Consider the following 13,089-nt stretch of genomic DNA (forward strand, 5'->3'; position numbering starts at 1 on the left):
CTCGCCTGGCGCTTCGCGGCGGGGAAGCGAAGCGCACGTTGTTGCAGGGCGGCACGGCCCTGCGCGTGGATCAGGCGGCGTCGGCGTACCAGGCCGGCGACAGGACCGGCAGCGGCGTCGCCGCGTCGCGGCAGGCCTCCAGCAGGCCGTGGTCGGCCAGCGTGGGATGCTGCTGGCGGGCGCGTGCCAGGATCTCCCCGGCCAGTTCCGCCATGCGCGCGACGTTGCCGTGCAGGCGGGCGACGAAGGCGGCATCGTCCAGCCGGTCGCTCAGGGCGCGGTTGAGTTCGTGGAACCAGCCGATCAGGTACTGATCCAGCAGGCGACCGTCGGCCACCGCCGCCGCCTGCGCGCGGTTGGCCGCGCCCCAGTCGCGCAGCAGCGCCTGCATGCCCAGGTTGAGCGCGCTGGCCTGCTGCAGCGCCGGGCGCAGCCGGCCCAGCACCGCCAGGTCGGCGATGCGGTCGGCGCAGTACAGCGGCGCCAGCAGCGACCAGTAGTAGGTGTAGTCCCAGATCACCTTGACCGGCATCACCTGGGCGTCGCCGAACAGCGGGTACTGGTCCTGGTAGAGGGTCAGGGTGTTCTCGTAGAACGAGAAATACAGCTGCTGGTACAGCTCGGCGTAGGGGGCGATGTCGCGCCCGGCGCGCTCGCGTCCGATCAGTTCGCAGATGTAGGTGTTGCTGATGGCGATGAAGTCGCTGCCCGGGGAATAGAACGGGTCCAGGAACACGCCGGCCTCGCCGGTCAGCGCCCAGCGCTGTGCCGAGAACACCTGCTTGCAGCCGTAGGAGAAGTCGCGCAGGAACAGGAAATCCTGCACCGTGTGCTCGCTGCGCTCCAGCGTGCTGGCCACCTGCGGCTGGTGCGTGCGCAGCCAGTCCATCGCCTTGGCGTGGGTGTTCATGGTCTCCAGCGGATGCAGGGTGGCATCGCAGACGATGCCCAGCGAATGCGCGCCGGAGGACAGCGGGATCAGCCAGAACCAGTAGCCGGGGCCGCACATGTGGTTGGTCGAGCGCCAGCGGTCCGGCGGCGTGCAGCGCTGCAGCCAGGCGCTGTCCTGCGACCAGCCGTTGGGGTCGACCAGCCCGTCCACCCGCCACCACACCGCGTTGGCCTGGTGCGCGTTGTCCTGGGCCAGGCCGAGCTTGCGCTTGAGCAGGCCGGCGCGGCCGCTGGCGTCGATCACCCAGCGCGCCTGCAGGCTGGCCTCGGCGCCGTCGCGGCTGTAGCGCACGCAGTGGTCGCCGTCGTCCTCGGCCAGGTCGACGCCGCGCACCGTGCTGCCGTCGAGGAATTCCACGCCCATCTCGCGCGCGCGCTGCCCGAGAAAGTTCTCGAAGCGGCCGCGATCGATCTGCCACGAGGGGGTGGGCAGCAACTGGCTCACCCCGAGCTCGGTGCACTGGTCGATGTCGGTGCGCCCGTCGGAGAAGAAGAAGCGGAAGCCGAACTTGCGGATCTGTTCGGCATCCAGGTGCTCGCGCAGGCCCAGCACCTCGGCGAAGTAGTGCGCGCCGATCTCCACCGAGGACTCGCCGACCTTGAACGCGGCCTCGCGTACCGGGTGCGCGCGCCGTTCCAGCACGCGGATGCGCAGCTGCGGGTCGCGCTGGCGCAATTGCAGCGCCAGGGTCAGTCCGGCCAGTCCGCCGCCCAGAATCGCCACATCCGCCTGCGCTGCCTTCATGTCGTCTTTTCCTTGGCGACGGCCAGGGGGGCCGTGTCGAGGGTGCCGTCGATGTCGTCGATCAGCACCGGATTGGCGCGGGTGCGCCGGTACTCGCGCACCACGTGCCCATAGGTCCACACCTGCACGATCACGTGCGAGGTGATCTTCCACAGATCGCGCACCAGCCGGAAGTGGCTCTTGCGGAACGTGCCCGGGGTCTGGTTGGCGTAGCGGGTCTCGATCGGCACCGCCACCACCCGCGCGCCGGCCTGGCGCGCCGCGGAGATCAGCAGTTGCGCCTCGAACACGAAGCCCTCGCCGGGCACGTCGGGCAGGGTGTAGACCGACTGCGGGTACAGGCGCTGGCCGCTCTGGCTGTCGACCAGGCGGAAGCCGCAGCCCCAGGCGATGCCCCAGTCGCCGAAATCGTTGCCGATGCGGCGGATCGGCGGTTGGCTGGCGCGCTTGCGCAGGCGCGCGCCCACGATCACGCAGCCGGGATGGCGGTTGGCCGCGGCCAGCAACCGCGGGAAGTCGGCGGCGCTGTGCTGGCCGTCGCCGTCCATGGTCATCACCGCGCGCGCGCCCTGGCGCTGCGCTTCGGCGAAGCCGCTGCGCAGCGCCGCGCCCTTGCCGCGGCGCTGCGGATGGCGCAGCAGGGTCACCGGCAGGTCGGCGATGCAGTCGCTGGTGCCGTCGTCGGAGCCGTCGTCGACCACGATCACCCGCGGGCAGTAGGCCAGCGCGTCGCTGACCACCTCGCGGATGCGCAGCCGTTCGTTGAGGGCCGGAATCAGGATCGCCGCGTCGGCGGCGCTCAGCGGCGTGCGGCTCATGCGCGCAGCTCCACCTGCAGGCAGCGGCCGCCGCCGGCATCGAGCACGCAACCGCTGCTGCCCAGCGCCAGCGCGTCGAACAGCGGCAGCATCGGCGCCATCGCGTTGCCCGCGACATGCCGCGCCAGCGGGCCATCGCCAACCGGCGCGGTGCCGTCGCGCAGTTGTACCTGCAATTGCGGCTTGCCGTCGCGTGCGCCCGCGCTCAGCACCAGCGCGCCGCCGAGCAGGCCCTCGCTGCGCGCGATCCGGCCCAGCGCCCCCACCGAGCGGCTGTCGTAGCCGACCAGCAGCACCGCGTCTTCGCCCGCGGCCAGTTGCGACAGCGCTTCCAGCAGTCCCTGCGCGAAACTGCCGCTGTGCGCGCTGATCGCGGTCGCCGCGGCGGTGGCGCCGGCGCCGATGGTCCAGTAGCCGGCGGCGGCGTTGTGCACCGAGTTGTGGAACTTGGTCGGCGACACCGACAGCGGTTCGCTGGCCAGGGTGGTGCACATGTAGTCGGTGATCGCCAGGTCGCCGTGGGTGGAGGTGAACACCGACGGCAGCGTGGCCGGGTCGCGGCCGGCGTCCTGGCAGGCGGCCAGCGCCGCGTCCAGCGACACCGCCACCGTGTCCGGCGCGCGGCGGCGCTCGTTGGGCGCCAGCAGTTGCGGCGAGGGCCGCGCCGGCGTCTCCAGCAGCGCGCCGTCGCCGCGCGCGAACGCCTGTGCCACTGTCCATCCGGGCAGGCCGGGCGCCCAGAACCCGATGCCTTCGATCGTCGCGCTCAGCATGGGCGTGCTCATGCGCGGCCGAACAGCAGCGAGCAGTTGTTGCCGCCGAAGCCGAAGGAGTTGTTCATCGCGTAGCGGACCTGTGCATGGGCGGTGGCGAAGCGGATCTGCGGGCCGCAGGCGGGGTCGGGCAGTTCGCTGTTGAGGGTGCCGGGCAACAGGCCGTCGCGCAGCGCCAGCAGCGCGAACACCGACTCGACGATGCCGGCGGCGCCGAGCGTGTGCCCGGTCCAGGCCTTGGTCGAACTGGCGTGCAGGGTCGGCGGGAACAGCGCCGCCACCGCGGCGGCCTCGACGCTGTCGTTGGCCGGGGTCGCGGTGCCGTGCAGGTTCAGGTACCCCACCTCGGCCGCGTCCACGCCGGCGCGCTGCAGCGCACCGCGCATCGCCAGGCCGGCGCCCAGGCCCTGCGGATGCGGCGCGGACATGTGGTGGGCGTCGCTGGATTCGCCGTAGCCGCACAGCAGCGCCTGCGCCGGCGGCGCGTCGGCGGCATCGGCGCGCTCCAGCAGCGCGTAGCCGCCGGCCTCGCCCAGCGACAGCCCGACCCGGCGCACGTCGAACGGCCGGCATGGTTCCGGCGACACCACCTGCAGCGAGTTGAAGCCGAACAGCACGCTGCCGCACAGCGTGTCCACGCCGCCGACCAGCGCCGCATCGACCACGCCGGCGGCGATCAGCCGCGCGGCCTGGGCGAACACCTTGGCGCTGGACGAGCAGGCGGTGGCGACGGTGATGCACGGGCCGCGCAGGCCGGTGGCGGCGCGCACGAAATCGCCGAGCGAATGCGGGGTGTGCACGATCGGCCGGTCCAGGTCGGCGGGCATGCGCGGACCCTCCGCATCGTGCTCGAGCCGGGTGTAGGCCTCCTCGCTGGCGCCGATGCTGGAGGTGGAGGTGCCCATCACCACCGCCACCCGTTCGGCGCCGTGGCGTTGCGCCGCGGCGGCCACGGCCGCGGCCATGCCGTCCTGTTGCAGGGCGAGCCAGGCCAGGCGGTTATTGCGGCATTCCCACGCGGCCAGGGCCTCCGGCAGCGCGGCGGTTTCCAGCGCGTCCACCCGGCCGATCCAGCATTCCAGCGGTTGCGGACCGAAGTCGTTGCGGCGCAGGCCGCTGCGGCCCTCGCGCAGCGCCGCGGCCTGGGCCTGCAGTCCGCTGCCGAGCGCGTTGGTCGCGGTGTAGGCGCGAATGGCCACCGGGGCCATGCGGGGCGACGAGGACGCTTCGGTCACGCGGTATTCCATACAAGGACAATCGCCGCAGTATATCGACGCATTCGGTCATGCCGTGAAACACCCACGACGCGAACGTGAATAGCGCCCGCGCCCGGATCCGTTCAGCGGAGGGCCGGCGTGCGCTTTCGCCGCTGGCGCATTTCCTCCACAATCGCTTGCCTTTCCACGCCAGGCGCACGCCACGGGCATGCAAGCCTACGTCTACAAAAGCCAACGCAAGCCGGACACCTATCTGTATCTCGCCGCCCGCGACGACTTCGGCCGTCTGCCGCCGGCGCTGCTGGCGTCGCTGCAGCCGCTGGCGTTCGTGCTCGAGGTGGCGTTGACCGCCGAACGCACGCTGGCTCGCGCCGATCCGGCCGCGGTGCGCGCCAACCTCGCCGGCTGCGGCTTCCATCTGCAATTGCCGCCGTCCCTGCCCGGCACCACCGATCGACACGATGACTGACTCTTTCCTCCGCGCGCGTGCGCCGATGCTCGCCGCCGCCCTGGGCGCGGTGCTGGCGCTGGCCGCCGGAATCGGCCCGCTGGCCGCCGCCCTGGGCGCATGGCTGGCGCAACCGGCGTTCGCACTGGCGTTGTCCTGGCACCGTGGCAGCCGGCCGCGCCCACGCGCGGCGCGCGATCTGGTCGGCGCGGCGGCGTCGCTGCTGGTGCTGTGGGCCGGCGGCATGGCGCTGGTCGCGGTGCTGGTGGCCTGGCCGCTGGCGGCGCTGCACGACAGCGGCAGCCTGGCTGCGGCGCTGGCGCTGAGCGTGGCCGCCAGTGCCGCGCTGCTCGGGCTGTGGCGGACCTGGCCGCTGTGGCACGGCAGCGATGCCGAGGGCGGCCCGCTGGGCGCGCGCTGGCATGCGCTGGCGCAGCAGGACGTGCAGGCCTGGCGCGGGCTGGCGGTGGCCGCGCTGGTATTGGTGCTGGCCGGGCTCGGCGTGGTGCTGGCCTGGCCGGGACTGCTCGCCGAGGCCGCACGCTGGCCGCTGGCGCTGGCCTATGCACTGCTGTCGCCGCTGCTGCATGCCGGCCTGCAACGGGTGGCGCCGCCGCAGACGCTGACCCCGCCGGTGTCCTCGGCCGACCTGTTCGCCGAACTCAGCGCCACCGCCGCGCCGCGCGCGGACGAGCCGCCGCCGGCGCAGGACGAACTGCATGCGGCGCTGTACGACGCCGCCCGCGGTGGTCGCGTCGATCGCGCCTTGCAACTGCTGCAGGCCGGCGCCGATCCGCATGCGCTGCCCGCCGCCGAGTGGCGCGACCAGCGCAGCCTGCCGGTGCTGGCCGCGGTGCTGCCGGACCTGCGACTGTTGCGCGAACTGATCGTGCGCGGGGTCGACGTCAATCGTCCGCACCTGGGCATGACCCCGCTGCTGGCCGCCACCCGCGACAGCTGGCATGGCCGCCCGGAGGCGGTGATGACCCTGCTCGCCAACGGCGCCGACCCGCGCGCCAGCGACGGCGACGGCAACACCCCGCTGCATCACGCCGCACGCAGCTCCGACCCGGGCGTGGCCGCGCTGCTGCGCGACGCCGCCGCCGAACTGGACGCGGCCAACCGCGACGGCCTGACCCCGCTGGCGGTGGCCTGCCAGGTCGGCAACTGGCGCATGGCCAAGTTCCTGCTCGAACGCGGCGCCAAGCCGGAGCCGGCCGAGGCCAGCCCGGTGCTGCTGGCCGCGGCCGGCACCGAGGAAGACGATCCGGCCGGCGTGCAGTTGCTGCTCAAGCACAAGGCGCGGGTCGACGCGCGCGATCGCCAGCGCCGCAGCGCGCTGCACGAGGCGGCGCAGGCCGGCCACGTGGAGATCGTGCAGGCCCTGCTCGGCGCCGGCGCCAACCTGGAAGCGCGCGATGCGCTGGGCCGCACGCCGTGGCTGGAAGCCGCCCGCCACGGCCGCGTGGCGGTGCTGGAACGGCTGCTGCCGCACAAGCCGGACCTGGTTGCGGTCGATGGCGATGGCCGCAACGCGATCCTGCTGGCCTGCACTGCCGACCACGTCGCCCCTGGGCTGATCCGGCGCCTGCTGGAGCTGGGCGTGGCGCCGGCGCAGCCGGACCAGAGCGGCCGCCGTGCCGTCGACCTGGCCGCCGAGGCCGGGCGCTGGGCGATCGTGTCCGCGCTGGACCCGGACTATCCGCTGCCGGCCGCGGTCAGCGACGGTCAGGGCGAGACCGGCCCGGCCGGATTGCCCGACCGGCCGCCGCTGGAACTGCTGCGCGAAGGCCTGCAACTGGGCCAGCCGCGCGACGGCCTGGCCGCGCTGGCGCGGCTGTGCGCGGCGGAGGAACTGGGCGCGCTGCTGCACGAGCCGCCGCTGGCGTTGAACGCGCAGGCGGTGGACTGGCTGCTGGCGCATGGCGCCGAGCCGGAGGTGCTCGATGCCTGCGGCGACACCCCGATGTTCGCGCTGCTCTCGCGCGGCGTGGAGGCGGTGCCCAGCCTGCAGGCGATGCTGCGCCACGGCGTGTCGCCGGCCGGCCGCGGCGGCCTGACCCGCCTGCTCGCCGCCTGCGCGCAGCACGATCACGCGTCGCGCGCGCTGGAACAGTTCGCCCTGGAACTGCTGGAGCGCGGCGCCGATCCGTTCGCGCCGTCGCCGGCCGGCGATCCGCCGCTGTCGCTGGCGGTGCGGCTGGGCTGGCTGCGGCTGCAGCTGCAGTTGCTCGAGCGCGGCGCCGACCGCGAGGCGCGCGACAGCCACGGCATGACCGCGCTGCACCTGGCCGCCGCGCTGGGCCGCGAGGCCTCGCTGAAACTGCTGATCCAGCAGGGCGCCTCGCCGGACGCGCGCGCCGCCGACGGCCAGACCCCGCTCGGCGTGGCCCTGGCCAGCGGCCGCCGCGACCTGGCCGACTGGCTGGACTGGCGCACCTGGCCGCTGCCGCGGCGTCCGCTGCGCGAGGCCGACGTGCCGGCCGCGGCGATGGTCGGCGACGCCGAGGCGATCCGCCGCCTGATCGACCTCGGCCTGCCGGTGGATGCGGTGGACGCGCAGGGCTGCACCGCGTTGCTGCGCGCCGCCGGCGGCGGCCATGCCGAGGCGGTGAAACTGTTGCTGTCGCGCGGCGCCGATCTGCAGCACGCCGCGGCCAGCGGCGCCACGCCGCTGTCGGCGGCGGTGAGCATGCGCCAGACCGAGATCGTCGCGGCATTGCTGCAGGCCGGCGCGCAGATCGAACACCGCCTGCCGGGCGGGGTCACCGTGCTGATGCTGGCCTGCGCGCTGGGTCTGCCGGACATCGCCGCGCGGCTGCTGGCCGCCGGTGCCGACGTGCATGCCGGCGACGCCCAGCAACTGGCCCCGCTGCACTGCGCCGCGCTGTACGGCTTCACCGCGCGCGACAAGTCGCGCCTGCTGGCCCTGCTGGACACGCTGCTGCTGGCCGGCGCCGAGGCCGACCGCGGTTCCGCCGGCGGGGTCACGCCGCTACTGTTGCTGCTGGGCGCGCGCGCCGAACCGGGCACGGCCTGCGAGGAGCCGGTGGTGCTGGCCGGCGTCGAGCGCCTGCTCGACGAGGAGGTCAGCCTGGAGGTGCAGGATCCGCGCGGCTTCGGTCCGCTGCACCTGGCCGCGCTGCACGGCCTGCCGCTGCTGGTGCAGCGCCTGCTGCGCGCCGGTGCCGATCCGGAACTGCGCGATACCTTGAACCGCACCCCGCGCGAGATCGCGGTGATGCGCGGCTTCGTCGACGTCGCCGGGCAGTTCCAGCCGGCGCTGCCGGGAGTGTCGTCGATGGCGCGGTTCCTGCGCGAAAGCCGCTAGCGCTCTTCCTTCTCCCACCGGGAGAAGGTGGCCCGGAGGGCCGGATGAGGGTCGGGCGCCGCCTCGCCTGGCCCATTGCACCGCGCCTCGTGCCGCACCCTCACCCCAACCCCTCTCCCGGTGGGAGAGGGGCTTGCGGTCTCGCGCCGCACCGCCGTGCACCATCCAGCAAAAAAATGCCCGCCGGAAGGCGGGCGAACTGCGTCATGGTAGGCACGTCGCTGCTTTCGGAACCGCTGCGGGAGGTCTTCCTCCCGCGCACGTTGCGCGGCGGCGAACGGCGCCACCGCGCGATCGGGCGTTACTGCCGCCCGACCAGGGTCAGGCCGCTGTAGCTGCCGCTCAGGCGCACGTAGTAGGTCGTGGCGCTGGACGGGGTGAGGCGCACCGCCTGGGTGGTGCCGGCACGGGTGGAACGCGCGTCGTAGCTGCTGCTGGTCGGCGTCTTGCCCGCAGACACGTACATCGCCACGTTGCCGGTGCCGCCGAAGGTCATGAAGCTGACCACCGTGCCGGCCGCGGCCTGGAAGCTGTACAGCGCGTCGCCGCCCTGGCTGCCGATGCCGCGCATCTCCACCTTGTTGACCAGGGTCTTGGTCGGCGGCACGCAGCTGCTGTCGGACGGATCGCACGGCGGGGTGGTGGCCATCTGCAGCAGCATGTCCACGTCCAGGATGCCGGCGCCGATCGGCGTGCTGGTGGGGATCGCCACCGGGAACGGCCGCGCGCTGGCGCGCAGCAGGTCGCGCATGCCGGTCCAGCTGAAGGGCGTCTTGGCCACGCTCTGCACCATCGCCACCGCCGCGGCCACGTGCGGGGAGGCCATCGAGGTGCCGGCCATGCCGCCGATCTGCCAGTCGCCGGTCGGGCTCTGGGTGCCGCCGTTGATCACCTGGAAGATGTAGCCGTTCGGGTTGCCGTCGACGTCGCCGCCGCCGCCCGGCGCGGCGATGTCCACGCGCGTGCCGTAGTTGGAGTAGCTGGCGCGGCCGCCGTTCACCCGCGAAGCGCCGACGCTGATCACGCCGTTGCAGGAGGACATGGTGTAGGTGGAGGCATTGGCGTTGGAGTTGCCGGCGGCGACCACGATGATCGTGCCCTTGGCGTTGATCTGGTCGATCGCGTCCTGGTAGATCTGCGGGCAGGTGTCCGGCGCGCCGCTGCCCAGGCTCATGTTGATCACCTCGGCCGGGTTCGGGTTGGTCGGCAGGCCGGCCACCGGCAGGCCCGCGGCCCACAGCATGCCGTCGGCGATGTCGCTGCCGAAGCCGCCGCAGGAGCCGAGCACGCGCACCGGTACGATCTTGGCATCGTAGGCCAGCCCGGCCGTGGCCAGGTTGTTGTTGGTGACCTGGGCGATGGTGCCGGAGACATGGCTGCCGTGCCACGAACTCGGCGCCGGCGCATTGCCGGACGCGCCCAGCGCGGTGCAGTAGTCGGCTTCCACCCAGTCGCCCAGGTCGTAGCCGCCGGCCACGCGACCGTCCGTGTCGCGGCGCGAGACGCGGTGGTCGGTGATCATGTCGTAGCCGGGCAGCACGTTGGCGGCCAGATCCGGGTTGTCCTTGACCACGCCGGTATCGACCACCGCCACCACCACGCCCTTGCCGGTGGAGCGGGTCCAGCCCTGCTCGGCGTTGACCCCGCCGACCGGGTCGTGGAAGTTCCACTGCAGCTTGGCGTAGGCCGGATCGTTGGGGGTGGTGGAGGCGGCGGCCGCGATGGCGGCCGGCAGGCGCACGCTGGCCTCGTCCAGGCGCCGGTACAGCCGATCGACCTGCACCGACACCACCGACGGATCGGCCTTCAGCTCGTTGATGAAGGCGGTGCGCTCGCTGTCGCTGAGGTGGCGCGAGGTCTGCACCACATGCCAGCCCGGCACCGCCATGTCGCGCAGCACCTTGGCGCTGACGGCGCTGCGCAGCTTCAGGCCGTTGCTGCCGATCTGCGCGCGCTGCATGCCGCTGCGCGCCACTGCGCTGCTGAGGGTGGTGGCCAGCAGGCTGCGCGCCTGGCTGCCGCCGTCACGGGTCTTGACGATGAAGCGCTGGCCCAGGTCGTTGGCGCTGGCCGATTGCGGCACCGGACCTTGCACACCGCCCAGGCCGATGGTGGGGGAGGCCGCCTGCGCGCCACCGGCGAACAGGACGGCGGCGAGGGCAGCGGCGAGCGTATTGGAAGACATCATCTGCGGATCCTGGAAAGAGAGGTGAGAAGAAGAAAACGGCGGCGCGCGCGGCGCCGCGTGACGTCACAGATCGATGCCCACGCCGATGCCGGCCGAGGACTCGCCGCTGCTGAAGGCGCCGCCCAGGCTGAACGAGGCGCGCGCGCCGATCTTGCGGGCATAGCCGACCGACAGTGCCTGCTGCCCGCCCTGGAAGCCGGCGCCGACCGACACGCGCCCGCGCGGGCTCTGCGTACCGGCGGCGTTGACCGCCATGTTGAGCATCGCCGCGCTCATCGCGCCGAGCCGGTCCATGCGCCGGTCCATGCCGTCGAGGCGATGCTCGGTGTCGGTGCGCAACTGGTTGAAGCTGTCGTCCAGCGCGGTGATGCGGGTGTTGGTGTAGGCGTTGGCGCTGCTCAGGGTGGCGCTGTTGCCGGCACGCATCTGCGCCACATTGACCGCGTCGGTGTCGGCGCTGCCGGCGGCGACGTTGGCGACCTGGCGTTCGTTGCCGGCGCTGCCCACCGAGACCGTGTTGGCGCGGTTGGCGACCGAGCCCTGGCCCAGCGCCACCGAATTGGCGGCGCTGGCCGAGGCGCCCTGGCCGAGCGCGGTGGCCGAGGCGGCCGAGGCATTGGCGCTCTCGCCGAGCGCGACCGCGTTGGTCGCCACCGCGGCGACACGGGCGTTGGCGCCGACCGCGGTGCTGCCGTCGGCATTGACCGTGGCGTTGCCGCCGATGGCGGTGTCGTTGGGGCCATAGGCCAGCGCCTGCGCGCCCATCGCCAGGCCGTTGTTGCCGTTGGCGGTGGCCCCGGAACCCACGGCCACGGCATTGGTGCCGGCGCCGGTGCTCGGCGCGCTCGCCGCACCGTCGCCGCCTCCCACGCTGATGCCGCCGGAACCGCCGATCGTGTTCAGGCGGTTGCCGAAGCCGGTCAGGGCGGTGTCGAGCGCGCCCATCGCCGAGCCCAGGTCGGTGTAGTGCGTGCCCTGCACCAGGTAATTGCCGCCGATCAGGTTGCCGTTGGCGTCGACCACGCTGCCGGCGCCGAACGCGGCGGCGACGTTGCGCAGCTGCGCCAGGTTGACCGCGTCGGTGTCCATGGTGCCGGCGGCCAGGTTGGTGAGCTGGCGCTCGGCGCCCGCTGCGCCGATGGACACGGTGTTGTCGCGTTCGGCGACCGAACCGGCGCCCAGCGCCACGCTGTTGTTGGTGATGGTCTGCTTGTCGTTGACGAACTGCGAGTTGCCGACCCGCGCGCCGGGGCCGATCGCGATCGACTGGTCGCCGAACACATCGGACTTGGTGCCGATGGCGATGCTGTCGTAGAACAGCACCGGCGTATCGAGGAAGAAGTTGCCGTTCCACACCATGCCCCCGCCCAGGGCCAGACTGCGGGTGCCGCCGGCCCAGGAGCGGTTGCCGAGCGCGGTGGAGCCGACGCCGCCGGCGAACGCGGCCGGGCCGACCGCGGTGCCGTCGTCGTTCTGGACGAACGCGCTGGGGCCCATGGCCACGCTGTGGGTGCCCCAGGCGCGTGCGCCGTTGCCGAAGGCGGTGGCCCACTCGGCGGTGGCCTGGCTCTGCGCGCCCACCGCCACGGCGGCGTACTGGTTGGCCACCGCGGTGGTGCCGACGGCGACGGTGCGGTTGGCGCTGGCTTCGGCCAGGGCGCCGACCGCGGTGGAACTGTAGGCCGTGGCCAGCGCGCCGCCGCCCAGCGCGGTGGACAGCGGGCCGGTGGCCTGCGTGGCCTGCATTTGGGTGCCTTCGGCGCCGAAGCCCGGACTCATCTCCTCGCCCACGTCGACGATGCCGCCGACGGCGACGCTGGAGCGGTCGCTGGCGATCGCGCCGGCGCCGGCCGCCACGTTGTACTTGCCGCTGGCCTGGGCGCCGGCGCCCAGCGCGGTGGCGGCCACGCCGGTGGCCGACGTCTGCTGCAGGATCACCACGCCGTTGGGCTGGTAGGAGAAATCCAGGTCGAGCATGCCGCCGACGGCGGTGGTGGAGACCTCGGTGGCCAGGCTGTTGTGGCCCACCGCCACCGCGTGGTTGGCGTAGCCGACCGCACCGCCGCCGAGCGCGATGGTGCCGGTGCCGACCGCCGAGGCGGCCTCGCCGGCGGCCAGCGCTTCGTCGCCGTCGGCGTCGGCGCCGGCGTTGCTGTCGGCGCTGCCGGTGGCCTTGAAGTAGACGCTGGGGTCGTAGGTGGTCGCGGCCGGCGTGGCGCTGGCGTCGCTGGCCGTAGCGTCGGTGCCGGTGGCGGGTTGGGTGCTGGCGGTCGTCGCGGTGCTGGGGGTGGGCGTCTGCGCCATCGCCGTCGAAGTCAGGCACAGCGCGCAGGCCAGGGCCAGGGTGCTGTACGCGCGGGGAATCGGATGACGGGCGGCGGTGCCGCGCAGGGAAGAGCATGCGTTCATGGCGATCTCGGGCTGAAAAAACGGCAGGGCAGAAGGTGACGTCGGCGGCGCGTGTGCGCCTCCGCATCGGTCTGGAGTGGTCTGGAAGCAGCGCCGTCGTCCCCGGGCGTGTTCCGTCATGCGAACTTAGGCCCGCCGTCACCGGCTTGTCACCTGCAAGTTCTCGCATGATCATCATCGGATTCTCACTGAACGGGAATGGAGCACGG

General features: G+C 73.2%; 8 protein-coding genes. 2 read left to right on the forward strand and 6 right to left on the reverse strand.

Annotated features, from left to right (window positions below; genetic code table 11):
• Window positions 1-70 precede the first annotated feature (70 nt).
• From CEK66_RS03115 to CEK66_RS03130, 4 genes are read right to left on the reverse strand one after another with little or no spacing between them, the layout of a single operon-like run.
• A complete protein-coding gene (locus tag CEK66_RS03115; protein ID WP_152235921.1) occupies window positions 71-1,696 on the reverse strand; it encodes a tryptophan 7-halogenase in 1,626 nt (541 codons plus the stop codon).
• Window positions 1,693-2,514 (reverse strand): glycosyltransferase family 2 protein, encoded by an 822-nt coding sequence (locus tag CEK66_RS03120; protein ID WP_148827777.1) that lies wholly within the window; start codon window positions 2,512-2,514, stop codon window positions 1,693-1,695. Before CEK66_RS03120 ends, CEK66_RS03115 begins: the two co-directional genes overlap by 4 nt.
• A complete protein-coding gene (locus CEK66_RS03125) occupies window positions 2,511-3,287 on the reverse strand; it encodes a beta-ketoacyl synthase chain length factor (RefSeq protein WP_152235940.1) in 777 nt (258 codons plus the stop codon). The genes CEK66_RS03120 and CEK66_RS03125 overlap by 4 nt, the downstream gene beginning before the upstream one ends.
• 8 nt (window positions 3,288-3,295) lie before the next feature.
• Window positions 3,296-4,495, reverse strand: coding sequence for a beta-ketoacyl-[acyl-carrier-protein] synthase family protein (locus CEK66_RS03130; protein ID WP_152181495.1), 1,200 nt, complete (start codon window positions 4,493-4,495; stop codon window positions 3,296-3,298).
• Between the two features lie 217 nt (window positions 4,496-4,712).
• On the opposite strand from CEK66_RS03130, the gene CEK66_RS03135 reads away from it, so the two are divergent.
• Window positions 4,713-4,973, forward strand: a complete 261-nt coding sequence (locus CEK66_RS03135) for a YcgL domain-containing protein (RefSeq protein ID WP_017909431.1) — start codon at window positions 4,713-4,715, stop codon at window positions 4,971-4,973.
• Entirely contained in the window at window positions 4,966-8,283 is a 3,318-nt protein-coding gene (locus CEK66_RS03140; protein ID WP_152235922.1) for an ankyrin repeat domain-containing protein, read from the forward strand. The genes CEK66_RS03135 and CEK66_RS03140 overlap by 8 nt, the downstream gene beginning before the upstream one ends.
• Window positions 8,284-8,584: 301 nt before the next feature.
• Here the strand turns inward: CEK66_RS03140 and CEK66_RS03145 are convergent, their stop codons facing one another.
• Together CEK66_RS03145 and CEK66_RS03150 are read right to left on the reverse strand one after the other, a co-directional pair.
• Window positions 8,585-10,471 (reverse strand): S8 family serine peptidase, encoded by a 1,887-nt coding sequence (locus CEK66_RS03145; RefSeq protein ID WP_152235923.1) that lies wholly within the window; start codon window positions 10,469-10,471, stop codon window positions 8,585-8,587.
• A gap of 63 nt (window positions 10,472-10,534) precedes the next feature.
• Window positions 10,535-12,880: a YadA-like family protein gene (locus CEK66_RS03150; protein ID WP_152235924.1), complete on the reverse strand. Its 2,346-nt coding sequence runs from the start codon at window positions 12,878-12,880 to the stop codon at window positions 10,535-10,537.
• Window positions 12,881-13,089: the final 209 nt, after the last annotated feature.

It is taken from the genome of Xanthomonas sp. LMG 12460 (assembly GCF_009192895.1).
GTDB classification, from domain to species: domain Bacteria; phylum Pseudomonadota; class Gammaproteobacteria; order Xanthomonadales; family Xanthomonadaceae; genus Xanthomonas_A; species Xanthomonas_A sontii.

What these genes read in the sequence shown, in the direction of transcription:
- CEK66_RS03115 (WP_152235921.1), bottom strand. Translation starts at nt 1,696, where the DNA reads ATGAAGGCAGCGCAGGCGGATGTGGCGATTCTGGGCGGCGGACTGGCC.
- CEK66_RS03120 (WP_148827777.1), bottom strand. Translation starts at nt 2,514, where the DNA reads ATGAGCCGCACGCCGCTGAGCGCCGCCGACGCGGCGATCCTGATTCCG.
- CEK66_RS03125 (WP_152235940.1), bottom strand. Translation starts at nt 3,287, where the DNA reads ATGCTGAGCGCGACGATCGAAGGCATCGGGTTCTGGGCGCCCGGCCTG.
- CEK66_RS03130 (WP_152181495.1), bottom strand. Translation starts at nt 4,495, where the DNA reads ATGGCCCCGGTGGCCATTCGCGCCTACACCGCGACCAACGCGCTCGGC.
- CEK66_RS03135 (WP_017909431.1), top strand. Translation starts at nt 4,713, where the DNA reads ATGCAAGCCTACGTCTACAAAAGCCAACGCAAGCCGGACACCTATCTG.
- CEK66_RS03140 (WP_152235922.1), top strand. Translation starts at nt 4,966, where the DNA reads ATGACTGACTCTTTCCTCCGCGCGCGTGCGCCGATGCTCGCCGCCGCC.
- CEK66_RS03145 (WP_152235923.1), bottom strand. Translation starts at nt 10,471, where the DNA reads ATGATGTCTTCCAATACGCTCGCCGCTGCCCTCGCCGCCGTCCTGTTC.
- CEK66_RS03150 (WP_152235924.1), bottom strand. Translation starts at nt 12,880, where the DNA reads ATGAACGCATGCTCTTCCCTGCGCGGCACCGCCGCCCGTCATCCGATT.